The sequence below is a fragment of the Actinacidiphila acididurans genome, from assembly GCF_016918855.1.
GTDB lineage: Bacteria > Actinomycetota > Actinomycetes > Streptomycetales > Streptomycetaceae > Actinacidiphila > Actinacidiphila acididurans.
Genome location: NZ_JADKYB010000007.1, coordinates 49,846 through 74,338, shown reverse-complemented (window position 1 = coordinate 74,338; position 24,493 = coordinate 49,846). Strand labels below are relative to the sequence as shown.

19 protein-coding genes and 1 pseudogene are annotated in these 24,493 nt (G+C 73.3%); 16 read left to right on the top strand and 4 right to left on the bottom strand.

Annotated elements, in window-relative coordinates:
* Window positions 1-26: 26 nt before the first annotated feature.
* Complete coding sequence (locus tag ITX44_RS14660) at window positions 27-1,013, bottom strand: helix-turn-helix domain-containing protein (protein WP_205357651.1); 987 nt, start codon at window positions 1,011-1,013, stop codon at window positions 27-29.
* Window positions 1,014-1,534: 521 nt separating this feature from the next.
* Here ITX44_RS14660 and ITX44_RS14655 point away from each other — a divergent pair.
* Entirely contained in the window at window positions 1,535-5,497 is a 3,963-nt protein-coding gene (locus ITX44_RS14655) for a S8 family serine peptidase (RefSeq protein WP_205357650.1), read from the top strand.
* 114 nt (window positions 5,498-5,611) lie between these two features.
* Here ITX44_RS14655 and ITX44_RS14650 read toward each other — a convergent pair whose 3' ends face one another.
* Window positions 5,612-6,412, bottom strand: coding sequence for a COG4705 family protein (locus tag ITX44_RS14650; protein ID WP_205357649.1), 801 nt, complete (start codon window positions 6,410-6,412; stop codon window positions 5,612-5,614).
* A gap of 92 nt (window positions 6,413-6,504) precedes the next feature.
* Between ITX44_RS14650 and ITX44_RS14645 the strand changes: the two genes are divergently transcribed.
* Together ITX44_RS14645 and ITX44_RS14640 are read left to right on the top strand one after the other, a co-directional pair.
* Entirely contained in the window at window positions 6,505-7,173 is a 669-nt protein-coding gene (locus ITX44_RS14645; RefSeq protein ID WP_205357648.1) for a response regulator transcription factor, read from the top strand.
* Window positions 7,170-8,786: a sensor histidine kinase gene (locus ITX44_RS14640; RefSeq protein WP_307795277.1), complete on the top strand. Its 1,617-nt coding sequence runs from the start codon at window positions 7,170-7,172 to the stop codon at window positions 8,784-8,786. The genes ITX44_RS14645 and ITX44_RS14640 overlap by 4 nt, the downstream gene beginning before the upstream one ends.
* Window positions 8,787-8,913: 127 nt before the next feature.
* On the opposite strand, the gene ITX44_RS14635 is transcribed toward ITX44_RS14640, so the two are convergent.
* On the bottom strand, window positions 8,914-9,555 hold the full coding sequence (locus tag ITX44_RS14635) for a class I SAM-dependent methyltransferase (RefSeq protein ID WP_205357647.1): 642 nt from the start codon (window positions 9,553-9,555) through the stop codon (window positions 8,914-8,916).
* 228 nt (window positions 9,556-9,783) lie between these two features.
* Here ITX44_RS14635 and ITX44_RS14630 point away from each other — a divergent pair, with 228 nt between their 5' ends.
* The 10 genes and pseudogenes from ITX44_RS14630 to ITX44_RS14585 all read left to right on the top strand — a co-directional run bounded on the left by ITX44_RS14630 (window position 9,784) and on the right by ITX44_RS14585 (window position 20,172).
* Complete coding sequence (locus tag ITX44_RS14630) at window positions 9,784-10,758, top strand: aldo/keto reductase (RefSeq protein WP_205357646.1); 975 nt, start codon at window positions 9,784-9,786, stop codon at window positions 10,756-10,758.
* A gap of 139 nt (window positions 10,759-10,897) precedes the next feature.
* Window positions 10,898-11,995: an SRPBCC domain-containing protein gene (locus tag ITX44_RS14625; protein ID WP_205357645.1), complete on the top strand. Its 1,098-nt coding sequence runs from the start codon at window positions 10,898-10,900 to the stop codon at window positions 11,993-11,995.
* A 19-nt stretch (window positions 11,996-12,014) separates the two neighbouring features.
* The gene (locus ITX44_RS14620) at window positions 12,015-12,812 is read left to right on the top strand and encodes an aldose epimerase family protein (protein WP_205357644.1); all 798 of its coding nucleotides are present in this window, start codon (window positions 12,015-12,017) and stop codon (window positions 12,810-12,812) included.
* Window positions 12,813-12,885: 73 nt separating this feature from the next.
* Window positions 12,886-13,428 (top strand): orotate phosphoribosyltransferase, encoded by a 543-nt coding sequence (gene pyrE / locus ITX44_RS14615; protein ID WP_205357643.1) that lies wholly within the window; start codon window positions 12,886-12,888, stop codon window positions 13,426-13,428.
* Between the two features lie 236 nt (window positions 13,429-13,664).
* The gene (gene fbaA, locus ITX44_RS14610) at window positions 13,665-14,687 is read left to right on the top strand and encodes a class II fructose-bisphosphate aldolase (protein ID WP_205357642.1); all 1,023 of its coding nucleotides are present in this window, start codon (window positions 13,665-13,667) and stop codon (window positions 14,685-14,687) included.
* Window positions 14,688-14,965: 278 nt separating this feature from the next.
* Window positions 14,966-15,379 (top strand): DUF3151 domain-containing protein, encoded by a 414-nt coding sequence (locus ITX44_RS14605; protein ID WP_205357641.1) that lies wholly within the window; start codon window positions 14,966-14,968, stop codon window positions 15,377-15,379.
* A 440-nt stretch (window positions 15,380-15,819) separates the two neighbouring features.
* A complete protein-coding gene (locus ITX44_RS14600) occupies window positions 15,820-16,647 on the top strand; it encodes a DUF3152 domain-containing protein (RefSeq protein ID WP_205357640.1) in 828 nt (275 codons plus the stop codon).
* A 185-nt stretch (window positions 16,648-16,832) separates the two neighbouring features.
* Window positions 16,833-17,669, top strand: coding sequence for a tryptophan 2,3-dioxygenase (locus ITX44_RS14595; RefSeq protein WP_205357639.1), 837 nt, complete (start codon window positions 16,833-16,835; stop codon window positions 17,667-17,669).
* Window positions 17,662-18,897 (top strand): annotated as a pseudogene (gene kynU, locus ITX44_RS14590) (kynureninase); the annotation flags it as partial. The gene ITX44_RS14595 and the pseudogene kynU, both read left to right, overlap by 8 nt.
* Window positions 18,898-19,149: 252 nt before the next feature.
* Window positions 19,150-20,172: an alpha/beta hydrolase family protein gene (locus ITX44_RS14585; RefSeq protein WP_205357638.1), complete on the top strand. Its 1,023-nt coding sequence runs from the start codon at window positions 19,150-19,152 to the stop codon at window positions 20,170-20,172.
* A gap of 172 nt (window positions 20,173-20,344) precedes the next feature.
* Here ITX44_RS14585 and ITX44_RS14580 read toward each other — a convergent pair whose 3' ends face one another.
* Window positions 20,345-21,019: a Crp/Fnr family transcriptional regulator gene (locus ITX44_RS14580; protein WP_205357637.1), complete on the bottom strand. Its 675-nt coding sequence runs from the start codon at window positions 21,017-21,019 to the stop codon at window positions 20,345-20,347.
* Window positions 21,020-21,249: 230 nt separating this feature from the next.
* Here ITX44_RS14580 and nth point away from each other — a divergent pair, with 230 nt between their 5' ends.
* From nth to ITX44_RS14565, 3 genes are all read left to right on the top strand, one after another.
* A complete protein-coding gene (gene nth / locus ITX44_RS14575) occupies window positions 21,250-22,050 on the top strand; it encodes an endonuclease III (protein WP_205357898.1) in 801 nt (266 codons plus the stop codon).
* A gap of 202 nt (window positions 22,051-22,252) precedes the next feature.
* Window positions 22,253-23,029, top strand: coding sequence for an NUDIX hydrolase (locus tag ITX44_RS14570; protein WP_205357636.1), 777 nt, complete (start codon window positions 22,253-22,255; stop codon window positions 23,027-23,029).
* A 225-nt stretch (window positions 23,030-23,254) separates the two neighbouring features.
* Window positions 23,255-24,454: a MarP family serine protease gene (locus tag ITX44_RS14565; protein WP_205357635.1), complete on the top strand. Its 1,200-nt coding sequence runs from the start codon at window positions 23,255-23,257 to the stop codon at window positions 24,452-24,454.
* The last annotated feature ends 39 nt before the right edge of the window (window positions 24,455-24,493 follow it).

The window sequence follows — 24,493 nt, the reverse complement described above, 5'->3', positions numbered from 1 at the left end:
GCCCGCCTTCGAACACGGCGCGTCGGCTACAACCACCCCCGCTGGGCGGCCAGAGCCGCCGCCTGGAAGCGGGTGGCGGCGCCGAGGTCGCTCATCAGCCGGTGGATACGGCGCTGCGTGGTGCGCTGGCTCCAGCCCTGGTTGCGGGCGATGGCCGCGTCCGTGCACCCCGAGGCGAGCAGCGTCAGCAGCGCGCGGGTGTCGGCGTCGGGCCGACCCGACGGCCCGGGGTGGCGTTCGGCCGCGGCGCCCGGGTCCTTCAGCGGCGCCGCCCGCTCCCACTCGGCCTCGAACAGCGCCTCCAGCGCGACCAGCATCGGCGAGCGGTGGATCAGGTACGCCGCCGAGTGCCCGCCGGGCGCGAGGCTGAACGGGATCACCGCCGCCGAGTCGTCCCCTATCACCAGCTTCAGCGGCAGTTCCGCCCGCATCCTGGCCTGCTCGCCGGTGCGCACGCTCGGCAGGATGTCGCCGGTCAGCCGCCCGGGCCAGGCCATCGCCGCCCGGTCGTAGATCACCCGGTGGGTCACGCCGGTGCGCTGCCGGCGTACCTGCGTCTGGAGGTTGCTGCCCGGCCGGTCGACGTACGGCGGCCGGTCGAAGGCGCGGACCTGGCGCTGCGCCCCGTCGGTGAGCCGGTGCACCGCGGCGCTGATCTCCTCCCGGTCGGTCAGCAGTTCCACCGCGATGTCCGGGTCGTTGATCCGCTGCGCCTCGCGGTGCGTTTCGGCCAGCCGCTGCACCAGGGAGCGGGCCGTGTCCAGCCGGTGCTCGCGCTCCTGAATCAGCGCGGTGACCGCGACGTCCGGTGCGGCGGCGGTGAAGTGCGGCGGCCGGCCCGCGGACCGGGTGGCCAGGCCGTCCCTCACCAGCGCGGACAGCAGCCGGCCCGCGGCGCTCGCGGACAGCCCGCACACCGCGGCCACCTGCGAGGCGGTGCTGCGGGGCAGCCCGACCAGGGCGGTGTAGACGATCTGTGTTTCCTCTGCGAGTCCGACGACGTCAAGTTCCATTTGCGCTCCGGTCGTTCCTGGCCACCGGCCGCCACCTGGCGGAAGTCGGCCACCTTCGCAATCTTGCGCCCCTTCGGCGGCCGTTGGCATCTTCCCCAGTGACAAGGGGCGTTGTCCTGCGGTGATGCGCCGCGGGCGCCCACGCACGTCATGGGGGCGTGCCTGGGTGTCCGCGCCGCATCCCGCGGGCCCACGTCCCTGTCGTGTGTGTGCACCCGCCCCCGACCGCCCGTCAACGCAACCACCCGCCGCACCGGCCCGTCCGGGCGATCCCCTGTCCACCACGACCCGTCGTCGCGCCGGTCGGTCGAGCCACTTCGCCAAGCCGTTGCGTCGAGCCGTTTCACCAAGCCTTCCGTCAACCAGCCTGACTGGAAATCACCGAAAGGTGTCCCATGCCGCGTGCCCATCCGCCCGGCGGCCGTCTCGGCCGTACCTCCCGTGCCTCCGACTCATCCCACGCATCTCACGCATCCCGCGCCTCTCGCATCTCCCGCGTCTCGGCCGTCGTCGTCCTCGCCATGGCCTCGGCCGCCCTGGCCGTCCCCGCGAGCGCCGCGCCGCCGAGCGTCCGTACCCCACTCGACACCACGGCGGCCAAGCAGTCCCCGCACATACCCCCGAAGCAACGGCAGGGGCTCGTGCCCGGCCAGGTCCTGGTGACCCTCGCCCAGGGCACGACGGTCACCGGCAGCACCGTGCCCGGCACCCGCCTGGCGGCCCGTACCCCGCACACCAGCAGCCCCGCGCTCGACGCGAAGCTGCGCGCGGTCGGCGCGACCTCGCTGCACCCGGCGCTCCAGGGGGCCGACGCCCAGCAGGCGGCCGGCACCGAACTGCCGGACACGTACGTGGTGCAGACCCGTACGAAGGACTCCGCGGCCGTGGCCCGTGCCCTCCAGGGCACACCCGGCATCGCGTTCGCCGAGCCCGACCGCTACGTCAACACCATGAACACCGGCGCCCAGCCGCTGCCGTCCGCGGCGCTGAGCGCGTACCCGAAGCACGTCAAGGCCCCCCAGGACCTGACGGCCGACGGGACCGGCACCGGCTCCGCAGCCTCGGGCCTTCCGGCGAACGACGCCCTGACCACCTCCACGCAGGCGTTCCTCAACGCCGGCGGGGTGAACGCGGTCGGCGCGTACTCGCTGCTCCAGGGCCGTTACGGCCAGCAGCCCGGGGCCGGCGAGACCATCACCAACGTGTCGATCGGCGACCTCACCGACCAGTCGATGGCCGACGCCGGTGACGCGTACGTGAACTCGTACGGTCCCACGACCGTGCTGCGCGGCGGGCAGCGCTACCTCGACCTGCCCTCGATGCCGTTGATCCCGACCTACGTCGCCAAGGACTCCGGCGGCCTGGACGGCGCCGCGTCCACCGAGAACCAGGACCCCGCGCTCGGCGAGGTCATGCTGGACTTCAGCGTCATGGCGCCGCTGCCGCACGACAAGCAGCGCACCGACGCCACCGGCAGCGGCTACACCGACCTGCTGGGCATCGCCCCCGGCGCCGACTACCGGCTGGTGGTGCCCGAGCAGCCCACCACCGACCGGATCGCGGGCGCGCTGCTGGCCGCCGCCCACCAGTCGCCGCGGCCGAACGTGATCACCGCCAGCCTCGGCTTCGGCACCGACGCGCAGGGCTTCCCCGGCCGCTACCTGGAGGACGACCCGTACATCCGCTCGGTGGTCGCGTCCATCGTGCGCGAGGGCGTCGTCGTGGTGATCTCCTCCAACGACGGCACCCGCCTGTACACCCCGGCCTCGGTCGGCCCGGACGGCGGCAGCACCCCGACCGACCTGGCCACCGACCCGCGCACGGCGACCACGATCGACGACGACGCCCTGTCGACCGCGCCCTCCCGGGTGCCCGACAGCGGCGCGATCGCGGCCGGCGGCAGCACCCTGGACGACACGCTGGCCGGCGGGCCCGGCGGCGACTCCACCACCGCCGAGACCCGGATCAGCGGCTTCGGCACCTTCTCCTCCGGCTTCGGCAGCCGGGTGGACCTGTCGGCGCCCAGCGACAACATCGTCGCCTTCTCCCACTCCGCGCGCGGCAGCGCCCAGGACGTGGACGTGTCCCTCAACGGCGGTACGTCCGCCTCCGCGCCGGAGATCGCCGCCGCCGCGGCCGTGGTGCTCCAGTCCGGCCGGCTCGACGGGCAGAAGCTGACCCCGGCCGAGGTGCGCCAGATCCTGGAGCAGACCGGCCGGACGGTGTCCACCCCGCCGCAGATCGACCGGAGTCTGCACGTCGGACCGCAGATCGACGTGACCGCCGCCGCGGAGCGCGCGCTCGGCACCGGCCTGGGCAACCCGGCGATCGTGCGGCTGTCGGTCGCGCACCGCGTCACCATCGGCGACCTGGGCGGCGCCTTCACCGAGACCTCCGACCCCGACCGGATCGACCTGGGCGACCGCGCCTCGGGCGGCACCGGTGAGGGCCTGGTCGGCCCGGTGACCTTCGCCGCCGACGTCACGGGCGTGCCCGGCCCGGCCACGTACACCCTCACCGTCGGCTCGACGGTCTTCCGGTCCGCGACCCCGGCGATACGGGTCACCCCGACGCAACTGCTGACCGCCGCCGGGCTGCCGGTCACCGCCACCGCCGACCGGCAGATCACCGTCACCTTCCGGGTGCTCACCGGCGGCCGCACCCGCGCCGCCGTCACCCGCACCCTCGCGGTCGGACCCAGCGACGGCACGTACGCCGAGGCCACCGCGCCGCAGGCACCCGCGACCGTGGCTCCCGGAGCGCCGGTCACGGTCTCGTACGACCTGACGGGCGTGGCGCAGACCTCCGCGCCGCAACTCGTGCTGTCCACCGTCGGGCACTGGAACCCCTCGACCGCGCCGATCTTCAGCGCGGGCTGGCACCAGGAACTGACCGCGCCCAAGGGCACCGTCACCATTCCGGCGAGCGCCTTCGCGGGCGGCGGCGGGCTCTACGGCATCGGCATCGCGCAGTCCGGCTTCGGCGGCAACCCGCAGCGGATCTCCTGGGGCGAGTTCGCCCCGATCCGGGTCGTTGGCGGATCGGCGGACGACCGTCCGGCCGCACCCGTACTGACCGGCGCGAACGGTCTGGCGACCTACACCTCCGAGGTCAGCCGCGCCTCCTCCGGCTTCGATCTGCGCTACGACGCGCGGAGCGTGGCAGGGGCGGCGGGCGCCGAGGTCGAGTTCTCCGCGGCCGCGCCCACGCAGTACGGCTCGTACAACACGTTCACCAACGCCAACGGCACCGGCCTCGACAACGACGGCGTGAACAGCCCCTCGGTGCTGCACCGGGTGCTGCCGGGCGTCGCGGGCACGGTCCACCTGGACGCCGCGGCCCTGGGCCTCGGCGGCTCGGACACCTTCGGGGTGCGGGTGCTGGCCCTCGGCCGGGACGGCAACGTTGTCGGGCAGGCCTCACCGGCCGCCACTCTCGCCTTCGACGACGGCCTGCCGCCCGGCAACGCCACGGTCGAGAGCTTCGCCGCGGCCGGCGACCACTCGGTCGCGGCCCTGGCGACCACGGACGGCGGCAGCGAGGTACGCCACTACGCCACCGCGACCGGCGGCTACGGCGCCGTCATCACCGCCGACCCGGCGGCCGGCTCGGCGTACGAGGTGGTGGGCGCCACCGCCGACCGCGCCCTGCTGGTGCACCGGTCGGCGGGCAACCAGTTCCAGGTGGAGACCTGGAACACCGCCACCGACACGCTGACCGCGGCCGCGCCGCTGCCGGCCGGCGACACGTACGTCACCGGTCGCGTGGACGCCACGCGCGGGAAGGGCGCGCTGCTGCTGCACGGCACCGGGAACGCCGACCTGGTGCTCCCGGTCGACCTGGCCACCGGCGCGGCGGGCGACCCGATCCCGGCCGACCCGACCGGCGTCGCGGCCGGGACGTACAGCCTGCTGGCCCTGGACCCCTCCTCCGGGCAGGTGTTCCTGGCCAAGCAGGCCGGGGCGTTCAACTGCCTGGGCGGTGTGACGGTCGCCCGGATCGACCTCACCGCGCGTACGGTGACCTCGGCCGGCTCCAGCTCCGGGTGCAGCCATGGCATCGCCTCGGACGGCAACGGCTCGCTGTACAACCTGTTCGCCACCGCGATCAGCGTCAACATCGTGCCGACCGGCTCGCTCGGATCGGTGAACGAGACGACGGGCGCCGCCGGAACCACCAGTTCGGTGCGACTGGGGAAGCCCGCCGGGCTGGCCGTGGACGGCGTCCACAAGATCGCCGTGGTGTCCTACGCCTCGCCGGTGGGCACGGCGTACTTCGGCGCGGGCATGTTCGTGCCGGACAACAACGCCACCGGGCAGCTCGCGGTCGTGGACCTCACCACGGGGACCGTGATCCGCACGCTGACCGGCTTCGTCATCGGCGGCCACGGCGGGGCGCAGAACGCGATCCAACTCGACCCGGCGACACGGACGGGGTGGACGTACGGGCCGTACGACACGCAGATCCAGCAGTTCAGCTACTGAGGTTGTGGCTGTGCCGAACTGCTGAACCGATTCCGTTGATCGATGGCTGACGACGGTGGCCGGCCGGACCCCCGGCCGGCCACCGTTCGTGTCCCGCCGCTCGTGTCCCGCGGTTCACCGGGCCGGCTCGGCCTGCCGGTCGCGGCGGCTGATGGTCAGATAGACGACCAGGGCGAGGATGGTGGCGAGGAACAGGGCGCTGGTGCCGACGGTGCCCAGGCCCAGGCCGCCGTCGCTCTTGTGCTGCGACAGGTAGTCGCCGAGCGAGGCGCCCAGCGGCCGGGTGAGGATGTAGGCGAGCCAGAAGGACAGCACGGCGTTCAGGCGGAACAGGTAGTGCGCGAGCCCGATCGCGGCGATCACCGCGGCGAAGACGATCGCGGAGACCCAGTAGCCCAGGTTCATCCTCTCGGCGACCAGGTCACCGGCCGCGGTGCCCTCCGCGAAGGTGAACAGGATCGCCAGCCAGTAGAACGCCTCGCGGCGCGGGGTGCGGACGCTGTGGATGGACAGGGTGCGCTCCACCGCGTACCAGGCGGCGAAGGACAGCGCCAGGGCGACGGCGAACACGGTGGTCGTGGTGGTGAGCGGCACCCCCATGTTGTCGGTCAGGTTGTCGGTGATGAGTGTGCCGACGACGCTGATCAGGACCACGGCCAGCCAGTAGACGGCCGGCACGTAGCCGCGGACCCGGAACTGGACCACCAGGGCGGCCACCAGCAGGACGCTCATCACCCAGGTGGTGTTGGTCAGGCCCATGTTGAGGTTGGTGTCCAGGTAGTCCGCGGCCGTCTCGCCGACGGTGGTGCACAGCACCTTGATCAGCCAGAAGTAGACGGTGACCTCGGGCACTTTGGTGAGCGCCCGGCGCACTCCCGGAGCGGATCCGGAACGTTCTTCGATCGTGGTGGTCATGCCGCGACGCTGGCACGCCGCTCCTGAACGCAACCTGACTGCGCGCTCCCGCTACGGCTGTCCGGGTGAACGGCTCGGTGATACTGGGGCCCATGACCACCCACTGCGTCCTGGTCGTCGAGGACGACCACGGCCTGCGCGACGTCCTCGCCCGCGGTCTGCGGGAGGAGGACTTCGACGTGCTCACCGCCGCGGACGGCGCGGGCGCGCTGCGCACGGTCAGCGAGCGGGTGGACGCGGTGGTGCTGGACGTGGGCCTGCCGGATTCCGACGGGCGCGACGTGTGCCAGGCCATGCGGGCCGCCGGAATCGAGGCGCCGGTGCTCTTCCTCACCGCGCACGACACCCTGCCGGACCGGTTGTCCGGCTTCTCCTCGGGCGGCGACGACTATCTCGGCAAGCCCTTCCACCTGGCCGAGCTCACCGCGCGGCTGCGGGTGGCCCTGCGGCGGAACGGCCGCAGCCCCGGTGTGGCGATCGACGACCTGCGGCTGGACCCGGTCACCCACGCGGTGTCCACGGCCGGGGGCGAGCCCGTGCCGCTCACCCCGACCGAGTTCCGCCTGCTGGCCTGCCTGATGGCCTCTCCCGGCGCCGTGGTCCGCCGCCACCACCTGCTCCAGGCCGCCTGGCCGCACGGTGCCCGGGTCAGCGACAACACCCTCGACCAGTACCTGCTGCGGCTGCGCCGCAAACTGCGCGGCGCCGGCAGCGCCCGGGGCATCGACACGGTCCGCGGCATCGGATACCGCTTCACGTGATCCCCCTGCGCCGCCCCACCTCCGTGCCCCGCCCCGACCCGGCCCACCCCGCGGACCGGCCGGGCCCCGGACGGCTTCCGCGGCGCGCTGTGCACCGGGCTTTTCAGCGCTCCCTGAACGGCGCCGCGGCAGCGCTGCTGCGGCTTCGCCCCTCCACCCTGCGCGGCCGCCTCGCCCTGGTGGCCCTGGTCACGACCATCGTCTGGGTCGGCCTCCTGACCGTCGGCTTCAACCTCGCCCTCGCCGCCAAACTGCGCCAGCAGGCCGACGACGTACTGCGCACCCGGACCGCCGCGGTCGCCGCCACCGTGGACGTGAGCCCGGGCGACGACCTCAACGTCCGTGAGACCGGGGACGACGCACCCCTCGACCTCGGCATCTGGATCTACCGCGGCACCACCCCCGTCGAACGTCCCCCCGCCCAACCCGCTCTCCAGGCCGGCGCGGACGCCCTCGCCCGACGCGGCAGCGGGTTCGCCGACGTGACCCAGTCCTCCTCCTGGCGGTTGTACGCCCTGCCCATCGACGCGCACGGCCGCCAGGTGGGTACGGTCGTCGCGTCGGTCGGGCTGGACGCGTACCGCCTCTCCGCCCGCTCCGCCCTGGTCGGCTCCCTCGGCCTCGCCCTCCTTCTGGTCGGCGGCGTCCATCTGCTCACCCGCGGCATAGTGGCCCGCGCCCTGCGCCCGGTCACCGCGATGAGCGACCAGGCGTCCCGGTGGAGCCGGCACGGCACCGCCCAGCGCTTCGGCGCCCAGTCCGGGACCCGGCCGCGGCCCACCGAACTGGCGGCGCTGGCCGCCAACCTCGACCAACTCCTCGACCGCCAGGCCGCTCTGCTCCGCCACGAGCAGCAGCTCACCGCCGAGCTCTCGCACGAACTGCGCAACCCGCTGGCCCGGATCACCGCCGAGACCGACTGGCTCACCGCCCGCCCCCGCAACACCGCCGAACTCGCCGACTCCCACGCCGCGATCGCCGCCGCGGCCCAGCGGATGCGGCAGATCTGCGACACCCTGCTCAGTCAGGCGCGGCAGGAGTCCGCAGCGGAGGCCGGAACCGCACCCGGGCGCTGCGAGGTCGGAGGCGTGGCGCGGGCGATGGCCGCTGGTGCTGGTGCTGGTGCTGGTGCTGGTGCTGGTGGTGGTGCTGGCGCCGGAGCTCGGCCCGGCGCAGGGGCCCTGGCCGGTGCGGGGGCCGGTGCAGTGGCGGGAGCGCGGGCCGCTGTCCCCTCTCCCGGGCCCGTACACGTCACCGTGACCGGGTCCGCTTACGCCGGCGCCACACCCGAGGTCGTCGAACGCATCCTCGCTCCCCTCCTCGACAACGCCCGCCGCTATGCCATCCGCGCCATCACCGTCGAGTGCGGCGCTGCCCCGAACGGCCAGGTCCGGGTGGACGTCGCCGACGACGGCCCCGGGGTGCCCGCCCAGGACGCGGAGGCCGTTTTCGAGGCGGGCCGCCGCCTCCGTCCGGACGACGGCCACGAAGGCGCCGGCCTCGGCCTCCCGCTCGCCCGCCGCCTCGCCCGCGCCGCGGGCGGCGAACTCGCCCTGCTTCCCACCGCGCCCAACGCCGGCGCCCGCTTCCGCCTGACCCTGCCACCGGGGTAGGGACGAGCGCCGCGTGGGACGGCTGCCCGCGCCTCCCGGTGTGGGCCCGCCGCACCCGCCGCCGTGTCCTTGCCCGGTGGCCAGGCCGCTGCCTGGTCAGGCACGGCCTCACCAGGCCGCCGCCTTGCTAGGCCCCTGCCGCCTCGGCCGCTGCCGTCGCGGTGCCCAGGGATATCGCGGCGTACGGCTTCGGAGCGCCCTTCTCGTAGAAGACGTCCAGCTCGGTGACGGTGAAGCCGGCGTCGTGGAGGAGGCCGGTGACCGGGCGGGTGAGGTGGCAGCCGCCGCACATGCGTATCTGGAGGGGTTCGAGGCGCCGCTGCCAGCGCTGGACGCCTGCGTCCTGTTCGGGGGCGAGGCCGTGCTCGGCGAAGTGGAGGGTCCCGCCCGGCTTCAGGACCCGCCGCACCTCGCGCAGCGCCGCGCCCGCGTCGGGGATCGTGCACAGCGTCCACGTGGAGAGCGCCGTGTCGAACGTGTCGTCCGGGAACGGCAGGGCCTGCCCGTCCAGCCCCGATCGCCGCACGTCCACGCCCGCGGACCCGAGCCGTCGGGCCGCCAGCCGCCACCCCACGTCCGACGGCTCCACCGCGTCCACCCGGTCCACCGCGTCCGGGTAAAAGGGGACATTGAGTCCCGAACCGAATCCGATCTCCAGCACCCTCCCTTCCAGATCCCGGCACACCCGCCGGCGCATCTTGCCGATGTCCTTCGTCCCGCAGGCGATGTGCACCAGCCTCGGCACGACCTGCTCCGCGTACACGCCCATGTGCGACCGCCTCCGGACATCAGTTTTCCACCGCGCGCAACCGCCCGCCCGACAGCCTGTGGATACCTGTGGATAACTCGGGGAAAAGCACGGCGGCCTGTGGATAACTCTGCGACGGGCCTTTTTGTCGGGGATGCTCGGGAGAGCACGCGCGGGGACCGCGGGGGCGGTTCGCGAGCGTGAGCGAGAAGAGCACGCCGGCAACACACGAGGAAGGAGCCGTTGTTCATGGGAGCGCAGCCGCTGACACCGGACCGGGTACCGAAGGGAATCGGGTTCGGGCTGGCCGCCGTGGGCAGGCCCGGATACATCACCATCGGCCGGGACCGGGACCTGCCGCCGGACCGCGGGGTGGCCGAGATGCGCGAGCGCGCGCTCGAACTGCTTGACTACGCGTACGCGCACGGCGTGCGGTACTTCGACGCGGCGCGTTCGTACGGCCGGGCCGAGGAGTTCCTCGGGCACTGGCTGGCCACGGGCGACCGGCCGGACGTGGCCGTCGGCAGCAAATGGGGCTACACGTACACCGCCGACTGGCGGGTCGACGTCGAGACGCACGAGGTCAAGGACCACTCCGCGGCCACGTACGACCGCCAGGTCGCCGAGACCCGGCACCTGCTCGGCGACCGGCTGGGGCTGTATCAGGTGCATTCGGTCACCCCCGGCAGCCCGGTCCTGACCGACCCCGAGCTGCAGCGGCGGCTCGCCGGGCTCGCTGCCGAGGGCGTGACCGTGGGGCTGTCCACCAGCGGACCGCAGCAGCACGAGGCGATCCGTGCCGCCCTGGACATCACGGTCGACGGCGAGCCGCTGTTCCGCAGTGTCCAGGCCACCTGGAACCTGCTCGAACCGTCCGCCGGGCCGGCCCTGGCCGAGGCGCACGCATCCGGCCGCACTGTCATCGTCAAGGAGGCCATGGCCAACGGCCGGCTCGCCCGCCCCGACCCCGCCGTCGAGGCCCACCTCGCCCCGATCGCCGAAAGCACCGGCGTCTCCTACGACGCCCTCGCCTTGGCCGCTGTCCTCCACCAGCCCTGGTCGCACCTCGTGCTGTCCGGCGCGGCCACCACATCCCAGCTCGCCGCGAACCTCCGGGCCGGCGCCGTCACCCTCGCTGCCGATGACGTCACCCGCTTGGTCGCCGGGCTCGCCGAGCTCCCCGAGACGTACTGGTCGCACCGCGCCCGGCTGCCCTGGTCGTGACGGGACCGGCCCGACAGGAGGAAGGAGGGAAACAAGCGGCGGACGGGACGGCCGGAAGGCCACCGGCGGACCCGGATCGGAGAAAAACGACCAGCCCGGACACGTCAAGCAGGCGCCGACCATGGGTAGGCTCCGCCGCATGGAGCACGACTCATTCGTCCCGGCCCCGGCCGATCGCGTCATGGCCGCCCTGCGCACCCCGGGCGCGGTGACCGCGAGCCTGCCCGGCTGGCAGCAGGACGAGGACGCGGGCACCGAACCCCGCGGACGGCTCCGGCTGCGAGTGGGCGGCTCGACGATCACCTACCGCGCCACGGTGACCGTCACGGGTACGGGCCCGGTCTTCGCCGTACAGGCCGAGGGCACCGAGGTACGCGGCTCCGGCGCCGCCATGGTGACCGCCGAGCTCGAGGTCACCGCCACCGAGGAGCCCCAGCCCGGCACCACGCTGCACTGGCGTGGCCGCGCCGACGTCACCGGGCGGCTCGCGTCGTACGAGGACGCGGTCGTGGGTGCCGCGGTCCGCCGCCTGCTGGACCGTTTCTGCGCCGACCTCGCGGCGTACCCGGTGCAGGAGTCGGCCGCGGAAGAAGCTCGCGCCCAGACGGGCGGCCCGGGCGCGGTCCCCGCACAGGAGTCCTGGCCCAAGGAGCGGCCGGAGGAAAAGGGCAGGGGTGAGAAGGCTCCGGACGAGAAGAAGGGCCCGGACGAGAAGGGCCCGGACCGGCAGGCCCCTGACCAAGAGGCCGCTGACCACGAAGCCACGGACCGTGCAGGAGCCACGCCGGAATCCGGGGACGGCGGGGACGAGGAACCCGGCGCGCGCGAGGCGGCGCAGGGCGAAACGGCGGCGGAGCGCGATGCCGCCGAGCGCGAGGCGGCCGAAGGCGAGCCCGCAGAGGGCGACGAGGAGTCCGACGTCGTGGACGACCTCGGCGAGCCCTCCGGTGAGGAACTCGAGGAGTTCGAGCTGGTGGAGGTCGAGGTGGAGGTGCCGGAGAGCGCGGCGGCGCTCGACGACCTCGTTCCGCCGGCGGAGGCGGCCCACGCCCGGCGCACGATGATCGGCCGCAGCGCCGAGGAAGTGGACCACGCGCCGCCGCGCGGCCGGTACGCCCCGGTGCCGGCCCCGGAGCCCGGCGCCGGCGCGGCGACGCTGCGCTGGGCCGCACCGGCAGCCGCCGCATTGCTGGCATCCGCTGTCGTCGTCGGCCGGGTGCTGCGGCGTCGCAGGTGAGGGCCGCTACGCTCGTTCCGTGGCCATCGAGAAGAAGCTGACGGCGGGCGACGCCGAACTGATCCTGCGACCGGACCAGGGTTGCCGGGTCGCCTCGCTGAAGGTCGGCGGGACCGAACTCCTGCGCCAGGGCGACAAATTCGGCGCCTTCGTCATGGTGCCCTGGTGCGGCCGTACGGAGAACGGCGTGTTCCGCAACGGCGGCGTCACGCACCAACTGCCCATCGACGCCCCGCCGCACGCCATCCACGGCACCGGCCGGCACGCGGTGTGGCAGGAGGCCGCCCCGGCCACCGACACCGACGCGGCGTACTACTACGACCTCGCGGACCCCTGGCCGTACCCCGGCCGCGTCACTCATAAGGTGGAACTCGCGCCGCACTCCGTGAAGCTGACGCTGAGCGTTGAGGCCGCTGTCGACTCCTTCCCGGCGCAGGCCGGCTGGCACCCCTGGTGGCTGCGCAACCTCGGCCAGGGCGGGCAGGACGTCGAACTCGCCTTCCACGCCGCCTGGCAGGAGCAACGCGGCGACAACCACCTGCCCACCGGCAAGCGCATCGACCCGCTGCCCGGCCCCTGGGACGACTGCTTCGGCATGCCGGACGGCGTGGACGTCGAACTGACCTGGCCGGGCGAGATGCGGGTGCGGGTGGAGAGCCCGACCGAGTGGATGGTGGTCTACACCGAGCAGCCGGAAGCGGTGTGCGTGGAGCCGCAGTCCGGGCCGCCGAACGGCCTCAACACCCTGCCGCGCCTGGTCACCCCGATCGACCCGCTGGAGATCACCACGACCTGGACCTGGCACCGCATCGGCTGAGATCGGCCGAGCGCAGGGACCACCCGATCCCGGGATCGGGGCAGGTCGCAGGCCCTGGGCTAGGCTCAAGCACATGAGCGACGACGTACGCGCTGCCCTGCTGCGGCACATCAAGGACAAGGCCGTCGTGCACGGCAAGGTGACCCTCTCGTCCGGGCAGGAGGCCGATTTCTACATCGACCTGCGCCGGATCACCCTGGACGGGGAAGCCGCGCCGCTCGCCGGCCAGGTGATGCTCGACCTGACCGCGGAGCTCGACTACGACGCCGTCGGCGGGCTGACGCTGGGCGCCGATCCGGTGGCGACCTCGATGCTGCACGCCGCTGCCGCGCGCGGGCGGCGGCTGGACGCATTCGTGGTGCGCAAGGCCACCAAGACGCACGGCCTCCAGCGCCGTATCGAGGGCACCGACGTCAAGGGGCGGCGGGTGCTGGTCGTCGAGGACACCTCGACCACCGGCGGTTCGCCGCTGACCGCGGTGGAGGCGGTGCGCGAGGCGGGCGGCGAGGTCGTCGCCGTCGCCGTGATCGTGGACCGCGGCGCCGCGCCGAAGATCACCGGTGAGGGGCTGCCGTACCTGGCCGCGTACTCGCTGGCGGACCTCGGCCTGGCCTGAGACCCGGTCCGGCCCGTACCGAATACCGTCCCCGGCTCTCATCGCTAAGGCTCTGACCTGCGACGTTACGGTCCCCGGCGTGTTCCACGTGAAACATCGCGCGGGCCGTGCCGGGCCGGGCCCGTACCCAGGTGGTGGATCCGAACGAGGATGGGAAGATAAGGGCGACGATGACGTCGCCATCCCCAGTACAGCCCCTGCACCAGCACCCGCACAGTCATTGAGGAGCGGACACGATGCCCATCGCAACCCCCGAGGTCTACGGTGAGATGCTCGACCGGGCGAAGGCAGGCAAGTTCGCCTACCCGGCCATCAACGTCACCTCGTCGCAGACCCTGCATGCCGCGCTGCGCGGCCTCGCCGAGGCGGAGAGCGACGGCATCATCCAGATTTCCACCGGCGGTGCCGAGTTCCTGGGCGGCCAGTACAAGAAGGACATGGTCACCGGCGCGGTCGCGCTCGCCGAGTTCGCGCACGTCGTCGCCGAGAAGTACCCGGTCACCGTGGCGCTGCACACCGACCACTGTCCCAAGGACAAGCTGGACGGCTACGTCCGGCCGCTGCTGAAGATCTCGCAGGAGCGCGTGGACGCCGGCCGCAACCCGCTGTTCCAGTCGCACATGTGGGACGGCTCGGCGGAGACCCTGGACGACAACCTCGCCATCGCCAAGGAACTGCTGGCCGAGGCGGCCAAGGCCAAGATCGTCCTGGAGATGGAGATCACCCCGACCGGCGGTGAGGAGGACGGCATCTCCCACGAGATCAACGACTCCCTCTACACCACCGTGGACGACGCCTACCGCACGGTCGAGGCCGTGGGCCTGGGCGAGCAGGGCCGTTACCTGCTGGCCGCCTCCTTCGGCAATGTGCACGGCGTCTACAAGCCGGGCAACGTTGTGCTGCGGCCCAGCATCCTGCGCGAGATCCAGGACGCGGTCGGCCAGAAGTACGGCAAGGTCAACCCGTTCGACTTCGTCTTCCACGGCGGTTCCGGCTCCACCCTCGACGAGATCACCGAGGCGCTGGAGAACGGCGTCGTCAAGATGAACATCGACACCGACCTCCAGTATGCCTTCACCCGCCCGGTCGCGGACCACATGCTCCGCAACTACGACGGCGTGCTGAAGGTCGACGGCGAGGTCGGCAACAAGAAGACCTACGACCCGCGCGTGTGGGGCAAGGCGGCCGAGGCCGGCATGGCCGCGCGCGTCGTGGTCGCCGCGGAGAACCTGCGCTCGGCGGGCAACAAGCGCAAGTGAGGCGCGGGCCGGCCGCCCACGCCGTTGTGCGTACGGCGGACCGGGCGGACCGGTAGCGGTCGCGCGTCGGTGCGGTTCCGGGCTGGCGCCTGCGTACGGTAACGCCGTTTCGGGCGCGGGCGCGGGCGCAGGTGTGTGCGTGTGCGTGTGTCCGGTCTGTGCGGCGTGCGGGCTCGGGCTGTGCGGCCGTCACGGCGAGCCCGCGTCCCCGGTGCTTTCGGGCCCCCGGCAGATGTGCCGGGGGCCTCGCGCATTCCGGCTCGGGCAGACTGGAACCCATGGCCAATCACGAGAACCTGCTCGGGGGACCCGCCCCGACCCACCTGCCCGACGACCCGGAACCGCGCGAGCTGCTCGCGTCCGGCGCGGCCCCCGCCGAGGTCGCCGCGAAGTACCCGGCCTCCTCGCTGGCCTGGGCACAGCTTTCCGACGACGCCTTCGAGGCCGGCCGGACCGTGGAGTCGTACGCCTACGCCCGCACCGGCTACCACCGTGGCCTGGACGCGCTGCGCCGGGCCGGCTGGCGCGGCCAGGGCCCGATCCCCTTCGAGCACGAGCCGAACCGCGGCTTCCTCCGCGCGCTCTACGCCCTCGGCCGCGCCTCCCAGGCGATCGGCGAGCAGGAGGAGTACGAGCGCTGCACCGTCTTCCTGCGCGACAGCTCCCCGACCGCGGCCGACACCTTCCGGTGATCGCCTGATCGCCTGGTCGTCCGATCGCTTGATCGTTTAATACCCCGGCGCTTGACCGGCCGCCTGATCGGACGGTCGGCCCGCTGACCCGTACAGGCCGGGCCCGGCCTGTACGGGCGGTACGCCTCCGCCGGCCCCCACCCCTGATCCGGGCCCGGCCCGCGCCCCCCACCAGCCTCGGCGTCGCCCGCCCCGGGTCACCCATCCCGGCACCCTCCACGTACCCCCCGACCTGGCCGAATGTCGCAGTCCTGCCACAAACCGCAGGTCTTTGCGATTGCCCCGTACCCGTGTGCGAAGGTGATCTACGGCGGCCTCTGCGGCTACGGCCACGGCATGCCGGCGGGGCGCCGACGACCGCACGCACATCCACACGCAGTACGGAAGCGCCACGGGGGACGGGGCCCGCGGTTCCGCGCTGCCACCGCCCAGGGGGAGCCTTGGCAGCACAGTCCGGCTCGACGAATCGGCGCGCCGCCGCGCCGCTCGCGCTGGTCGCCGTCGTGGTGATCGCGACCGTCGCGGGCTATGCCTGGCACGCCACCAAGCAGGCCGACTCCTCCTCGAGCGCGGGCCGTTCAGGCACCGCTGCTTCGGCGGGCGTGAGCGCCACGGCCGGCGAGGACGACGGCCCCGGGCGCGACCTCGGCTCGGCCACGTCCTCACCGCGCGACACGGCCGGCGAGGACGGCGGGCCCGGGGTGCCGCAATCGGGTACGGGCCGCTTCGCCGTGGCCCGCGCCAGCGGTGCGCCCGCCGGGCACGGCAAGGTGCGCCGCTACATGGTCGAGGTCGAGGGTGGCATCGACCTGTCCGCCGGTGCCGCCGCCCATGAAATCGCCGCGATCCTCGCCGACCCGCGCGGCTGGACGGCCGACGGTCACGACGCCTTCCAGCTCGTCTCCTCCGGGTCCGCCGACTTCGTGATCAAGATCGCCACCCCGGACACCGTGGACGACATCTGCGGCGCGGCCGGCCTGGACACCGGCGGCGAGGTCAACTGCGACGTCGGCCCGACGGTCGTGGTCAACCTCAAGCGCTGGACGCTCGGCTCTCCACAGTTCCACGGCCCCATCCAGGACTACCGCGCCCTGATCATCAACCACGAGGTCGGCCACCGCATAGGCCACGGCCACGAGGGCTGCCCCGGCCCGGGCAAGCTCGCCCCCGTGATGATGCAGCAGATCAAGGGGCTGCACGGCTGCGTCGCCAACGCCTGGCCGTACGACCGCCACGGCCACTACATCCAGGGCCCGCCCGTCTCCTGAACCTCCGGGACGATGTACCCGTGCCTCCGGGACGACATACGTACGACCGGCCACCGCCGCCACTCGGCCGCACCCGGACGAGGGCCGTACCCGTGTCCCCTCCAGCTGCTCTTGCCGGATGCGCCCGCGTCGGCAGATGATCGCGGCAAGCCCGGCGATCCCGGGTACGCGCTTGGAGGTAATCGATGTCCGACCACCCGACCGACGAGGCGGCGACCCCGAACCTCGCGTTCGAGGGCACCACACCGTACGAGGACTACGTGCAGGCGTCCATCCTCACCCAGTTGCAGCACCCGCTGTCCGACGATCCCGGTGAGATGGCCTTCCTGGTCACGACCCAGGTGATGGAGCTGTGGTTCACCCTGATCGTGCACGAGTGGACCACCGCCGCCGCGGCCCTGCGCAGGGACGACCTGCCCACCGCGATGACCGCGCTGCGGCGCAGCCTGCCGGAGCTGGAGTCGCTCAACGACTCCTGGAAACCGATCGCCCACCTCACCCCCGCTCAGTTCAACGCCTACCGGTCCGCCCTCGGTGAGGGCTCGGGCTTCCAGTCCGCGATGTACCGGCGGCTGGAATTCCTGCTCGGCGACAAGTCCGCCTCGATGCTCGTCCCCCACAAGGGCTCCCCGAGGTCGCACGCCGAACTGGAGAAGGCGCTCACCGAGCCCAGCGTGTACGACGAGGTGCTGGGGCTGCTGGCCCGCCGCGGACACGCCATCCCGGCCGAGGTGCTGCACCGCGACCCCGCGCTGAAGTACGAGCCGCACCCGGAGGTCGAGGCCGCCTGGCAGCGCGTCTACGCCGATCCCGACCAGGACTCGGACCTGGTCCGGCTCGGCGAGGTCCTGACCGACATCGCCGAACTCGTCTGGCGCTGGCGCAACGACCACCTGGTGGCCACCCGGCGCGCGATGGGCTCCAAGCCCGGCACCGGCGGCTCCGCGGGGGTGGCCTGGCTGGAGAAGCGCGCCGCCAAGATCGTCTTCCCCGAACTCTGGACGGCCCGCAGCCATGTCTGAGCCGACGCAGCCGACGGCCGGGCCCGCCACCGACCTCACGGGCGGCCCCGCCATGGACCTCACCGCCCGCGCCGCTGCCCTCGACGCCGGGGATCCGCTCGCCGGCGTCCGGGACCGCTTCGTGCTGGACGACACCGTCTACCTCGACGGCAACTCGCTCGGCGCGCTGCCCACAGCGGTGCTGCCCCGTCTCACCGACGTCGTCACCCGCGAGTGGGGCCGGCTGCGCATCCGCTCCTGGGAGGAGAGCGGCTGGTGGACGGCGCCGGAGCGGATCGGCGACCGGATCGCCCCGCTGATCGGCGCCGCCCCGGGCCAGGTCGTGGTCGGCGACTCCACCAGCGTCAACGTCTTCAAGGCGCTGGTCGCCGCCGTGCGCATGGTGCCCGAGGACCGCACCGAGATCCTGGTCGACGCCACCACCTTCCCCACCGACGGCTACATCGCGCAGTCCGCGGCCCGGCTGACCGGCCGCACCCTGCGGGCCGTGCCGGCCGCCGACATGGGCGCGGCCGCCGGGCCCCGCACCGCCGTGGCCCTGGTCAACCACGTGGACTACCGCACCGGTCGCCTGCACGACCTGCCCGGCACCACCGCCGCCCTGCACGCCGCGGGCGCGCTGGCCGTTTGGGACCTGTGCCACAGCGCCGGCGCCCTGCCCGTCGCCCTGGACGCGCACGGCGTCGACCTCGCGGTCGGCTGCACGTACAAGTACCTCAACGGTGGCCCGGGCGCGCCCGCGTACCTCTACGTGCGCCGCACGCACCAGCCGCGCTTCGACTCGCCGCTGCCCGGCTGGAATTCGCACGCCGACCCCTTCGCCATGGCCCCCGGCTACACGGCCGGCGAAGGCGCCGTGCGCGGCCGGGTCGGCACCCCGGAAATGCTGTCGCTGCTCGCCCTGGACGCGGCGCTCGACGTGTGGGACGGCGTGTCCGTCGCCGACGTGCGCGCCAAGAGCCTCGGCCTGAGCGACTTCTTCCTGGAATGCGTGGCCGCGCTGGTGCCCGCGGGCCGGGTGGAGTCCGTGACACCCGCCGATCACGCCGCCCGCGGCAGCCAGGTGTCGCTGCGCTGCCAGGACGCGGGCGACGTGATGCGCGAACTGACCGCCCTCGGCGTGGTCGGCGACTTCCGCCGCCCGGACATCCTGCGCTTCGGCTTCACCCCGCTGTACACCCGGTACGCCGACGCCCTGCGCGCGGCGCACGTCCTGGCCGCCGTACTGGAGAAGGCATCCGGATCCTCAGCGACCCGTGGCGAGGCCGGGCGATCCCCGGCCGACGGGGACCGGCGGGCACAGGGCGGCGGGGAACCACTGGTCGCCGCGGGTGGCGCGACCGAGCACCGGCCTCACCACCCGGCCGGACACCGGACCGAGGACGGAACGCGGTCCGCTGCCGGAGGGCCGGCCGGACACCGGACCGAGGACCCGGCCCCACACCTGACCCCAGGCCCGACCGAAGGGACCCCCTGACCGATGCCAACCGCCGACGCCCGTCCGTCCACGCCCGGGCCCGAGGCCGGGCCCGGCCTCGCGGATTCCGGCGACCGGGCGGCGGCCGAGGAGGCGTCCGCGTTCAGCCACGCCCCGGTGCCGCCGGACGCCACGCAGGCGTACGGCAGCCACCCCGACCAGATCGTGGACTTCTACCGGCCGCGCCCGGCGGCCCCCGACCGCCCGGTGCCGTTGGTGGCCCTCATCCACGGCGGCGCCTGGCGCGCCGCCTACGACCGCACGCACATCTCGCCGCTGGCCGCCCATCTGGCCGCGCACGGCTTCGCTGTGGCGTCGGTGGAATACCGCCGTGGCGCCCCTGGCACCGGCCAGGAGCCCCCGGCGACCGCCGCGGGGCCCGCCACGATCGGAGCGGGTGCTTCCGCCCCGCAGCAGCCCGCTGAGGCCGCCGGACCACCCGAGCCGGACCTCCCCGCGGCCGGGCGCTGGCCCGACACTTTCGACGACATAGCCACCGCGCTCGACGCCCTGCCCGACCTGGCCGTACGCGCCCTCGGCGCGGACGCGGTCGACCCCGGCCGTACCGTGGTCACCGGCCACAGCGCCGGCGGCCACCTCGCCCTGTGGGCGGCCGCACGTCACGTCCTGCCCCTCGAATCCCCCTGGCACCGCGCATCACCCCCTCCGTACCGCGGCGTCGTGGCCCTCGCCCCGATCGCCGACTTCACCTCGTCGATCCGGTTGCGCGTCTGCTCCGGCGCGGTGCTCGACCTCCTCGGCGGCACGGACCGCCTGGAGGCACGACTTCCCTACGCCGATCCGGCCGCGCTGCTGCCCACCGGAATCGCCACAACCATCGTGCACGGCACCACTGACAACGAGGTCCCGCCGCAGGTCAGCGCCGCTTTTGCGCGTGCCGCAGCGGCTGCGGGCGAGGAGCCGACGGTGGCCTGGCTGCCGGCCACCGGCCACTTCCCGCTGATCGATCCGGCCGCCCCGGCCTGCGCCGCCGTCGCCGACGAGATCGCCCAACTGGCCTGGTGACCGCCGCCTTCGCCCACCGGGCGTCACGGCAGCACGACAAGGCCCCCCGCGGATGATGCGGGGGGCCCAGTTTTTCTCCGATGGGCGGCGCAGCGCCCGAGACGTACCGGCGCGCGCACGGCACGTACGACCGTACGGTCCTCGCCCTGGTCGTGTGTCCCGGCGGACGGGGTCAGCGGCTGCGCTTGGCCAGTCGCTCGACGTCCAGCAGGATCACCGCGCGGGCCTCCAGCCGCAGCCAGCCGCGGCCGGCGAAGTCGGCCAGGGCCTTGTTGACGGTCTCGCGGGACGCGCCGACGAGCTGGGCCAGCTCCTCCTGGGTGAGGTCGTGCACCACGTGGATGCCCTCCTCGGACTGCACGCCGAAGCGGCGCGACAGGTCCAGCAGGGCCTTGGCGACACGGCCGGGCACGTCGGAGAAGACCAGGTCCGACATCACGTCGTTGGTACGGCGCAGGCGGCGCGCGACGGCGCGCAGCAGCGCGGTGGACACCTCGGGCCGGGCGTTGAGCCAGGGCTGGAGGTCGCCGTGGCCCAGTCCGAGCAGCTTGACCTCGGTCAGCGCGGTGGCGGTCGCGGTGCGCGGGCCGGGGTCGAACAGCGACAGTTCGCCGATCAGCTCGCCGGGGCCGACCACGGCCAGCATGTTCTCGCGGCCGTCGGGCGAGGTGCGGTGCAGTTTGACCTTGCCCTCGGTGACGACGTACAGCCGGTCCCCGGGGTCGCCCTCGTGGAACAGCGAGTCGCCACGCGCGAGCGTGACCTCCGCCATGGAGGCGCGCAGTTCAGCGGCCTGCTCGTCGTCGAGCGCCGCGAAAAGCGGGGCACGGCGCAGAACGTCGTCCACGAGCTCTCTCCTTGTCGACATCGCCGGGTCTTCCCCATGATGCATGACGTCTCAAACAGTGCGATCAATCACAAGGATGTCTTATGAGAGGTCCCGATCGTGCCCCGGGGGTCCGATCGGGCGTCCGGTTTCGCCGGTCGTGGGCGGATGTCGGTGCCGGGGCATAGGCTGGTCGGGTGTCGAACAGCCCGAGCGTACCCAAGAAAAAGGCGGCCCAGGCGGCCGAACGGGTGGCCGCCAAGCCCGATTCCGCTGTGAGCGAACAGGCCCCTCCGGTGGCTCTGGTACGGCGTGCTCGCCGCATCAACCGCGCACTCGCGGAGGTGTACCCGTACGCCCACCCGGAGCTGGACTTCGAGAACCCCTTCCAGCTCCTCATCGCCACCGTCCTGTCCGCGCAGACCACCGACCTGCGGGTGAACCAGACCACGCCGGCGCTGTTCGCCAAGTACCCGACGCCCGAGGACATGGCCGCGGCCGACCCCTCCGACCTGGAGGAGATCCTCCGCCCGACCGGCTTCTTCCGCGCCAAGGCCAAGGCGGTGCTCGGGCTGTCCGCGGCGCTGCGCGACCGGTTCGACGGCGAGGTGCCCGGCCGCCTGGAGGACCTGGTCACGCTGCCCGGCGTCGGCCGCAAGACCGCCTTCGTCGTGCTCGGCAACGCCTTCGGGGTGCCCGGTATCACCGTCGACACCCACTTCGGCCGGCTGGCCCGCCGCTTCGGCTGGACCACCTCGGAGGAGCCGGAGAAGGTCGAGCGGGACGTCTCCCGGCTCTTCCCCAAGTCCGACTGGACGATGCTCTCGCACCGCGTCATCTTCCACGGCCGCCGTATCTGCCACTCCCGCAAGCCGGCGTGCGGCGCCTGCCCGATAGCCCATCTGTGCCCGTCCGTCGGCATCGGCGAGATGGACCCGGACAAGGCCGCGAAGCTGCTGAAGTACGAGAAGGGCGGCTTCCCGGGCCAGCGGCTCAAGCCGCCGCCGGACTACCCGGGCCAGCCCGCCCCGCCGCTGGCGGCCTCCTCCTGATCGCGGGGCCCGCGCGGACCCCTGCCGCGGATCCCTGCCGCGGATTCCTTCTCGGGCGGCCGTTCCTTCTCCGCTCCTTCTCCGCCCGTGCCCGGTCCGGTCCGGCTGTGCCCATCGGCCCGGTCCGCCCAGTCGGTGGATCTAAGCTGAACGCCATGGCGACGTACGGCGGGACGGCGGACGTGAACCGGCTGGCGGTTTCATGAGCCGCGGGCGGGGGACGGGTGCGCAGGCGGGGGAGACGGCCGGCGCCGACGCGGACATCGAGGTGACCGCCCAGGGCGTGCCGCAATGGCTCGACCCGGTGGTCGCGCTGCCCGGGGCGATACGGCCGGAGCAGCTCAGCCGCTTCCTCCCGCCGGACAGCGGCAAGGGCCGCCAGTCGGCCGTGCTCATCCTGTTCGGCGACGGTGAGGGCCGCGGCGGCGACGGTCATGGCGGCCGTGACAGTCGTGGCGGCGCCGGCCATGGTGACGGTTACGGCCCCGACCTGCTGCTCATCGAGCGTTCTGCGGCCCTGCGCTCGCACGCCGGCCAGCCGTCCTTCCCGGGCGGCGCCCTCGACCCGGAGGACGGCGATCCGGACGGCGCCGGACCGCTGCGGGCCGCCCTGCGCGAGGCCCAGGAGGAGACCGGCCTCGACCCTTCCGGCGTGCAGATCTTCGGCGTGCTGCCCCGGCTCTACATCCCGGTGAGCAGCTTTGTCGTGACCCCTGTGCTCGGCTGGTGGCGCGAGCCCAGCCCGGTCGGCGTGGTCGACCCCGCCGAGACCGCCCGCGTCTTCCGGGTCCCGATCGCCGACCTCACCGACCCGGCCAACCGGGCCACCCTGGTCCATCCCAGCGGCTTCCGCGGCCCGGCCTTCCTGGTCGAGGGCGCCCTGGTGTGGGGTTTCACGGCCGGCCTGATCGACAAGATCGTCCACTACGCGGGCTGGGAGCGGCCCTGGGACCAGGACCGTACGGTGCCGCTCGCCTGACGCCTGCGGGCGGGCGTCCGTACCGCGTAACGCCCGCCCGTACCGCCGCACCGCCGTACCCCGTACTCCCGTACCCCGCGTACCACCGCGTGCCGGAGCGCGGCGTCCGACCGCTGCCGTACCGCCCCCACCAGCGCCGTAGCGCCGGTAACCGTTTTCCGTACCCGCGCTCCCCGCAACCCGGACGGTGCCGTTCCCATAAGCGGTCATGAGACGGTGTTCCTCGTGAACGCGCTGGACTTCCTGCTCATCCTCGCCGCCGTGTGGTTCGCCGTGATCGGCTACCGCCAGGGCTTCGTCGTCGGCATCATGTCCGTGATCGGTTTCCTGGGCGGCGGGCTCGTCGCGATCTTCGTGCTCCCGCCGATCTGGGACAAGGCGACCGGCTCGGCCACGCCCGGCTCGGTGGCCGTGGTGACAGCGGTGGCGATCGTGATCGTGTGCGCGTCGGTGGGGCAGGCGTTCACTACGCACTTGGGCAACAAGCTGCGTACCCGTATCACCTGGTCACCGGCCCGCGCCCTGGACGCGAGCGGCGGCGCGCTGGTCAACGTGATGGCCATGCTGCTGGTCGCCTGGCTGATCGGCAGCGCCCTGGCGACGACCACCCTGCCGACGATAGGCCGCGAGGTCCGCTCGTCGAAGGTGCTGCTCGGCGTCTCCCGGGTGGTGCCCTCGCAGGCCGACACCTGGTTCAACGACTTCAGCAACACCCTCGCCCAGAACGGCCTGCCGCAGGTCTTCGGCACTTTCGGCTCCGAACCCATCACCTCTGTGCCGCCGCCGGACCCGGCGCTCGTGCGCAGCAAGGTGGTCGTCGACGCCAGCCGCAGCATCGTCAAGGTGGTCGGCACCGCGCCGAGTTGCGGCAAGGTGCTGGAGGGCTCCGGCTTCGTCTTCGCCAAGGACAAGGTGATGACGAACGCGCACGTCGTCGGCGGTGTCTCCGAGCCCACCGTGCAGGTCGACGGGAAGGGCCGGCTGCACGACGCGCGCGTGGTGCTCTACGACTGGCAGCGCGACGTCGCGATCCTGGACGTGCCCGGCCTTGATGCGCCCCCGCTGCACTTCATCACCGGCACCGCGCACTCCCGGGACGACGCAATTGTCGCGGGTTTCCCCGAGAACGGTTCCTTCGACGTGCGCGCCGCCCGTATCCGCGGTGAGATCGAGGCCAACGGCCCCGACATCTACCACCGCGGCACCGTGCACCGGGACGTGTACTCGCTGTACGCGACCGTCCGCCAGGGCAACTCCGGCGGTCCGCTGCTCACCCGCGACGGCCGGGTGGCCGGCGTGGTCTTCGCCAAGTCGCTGGACGACGCGAACACCGGATACGCGCTGACCGCGGACGAGGTCCGCTCCGATGCGGTGGCCGGCGTCGGTGCCGACCACCAGGTGGACAGCCAGGGCTGCGCGCTGTGAGCGTGGCGTGATGCGCGGCGCGGGATCGGCTCCTTCGCA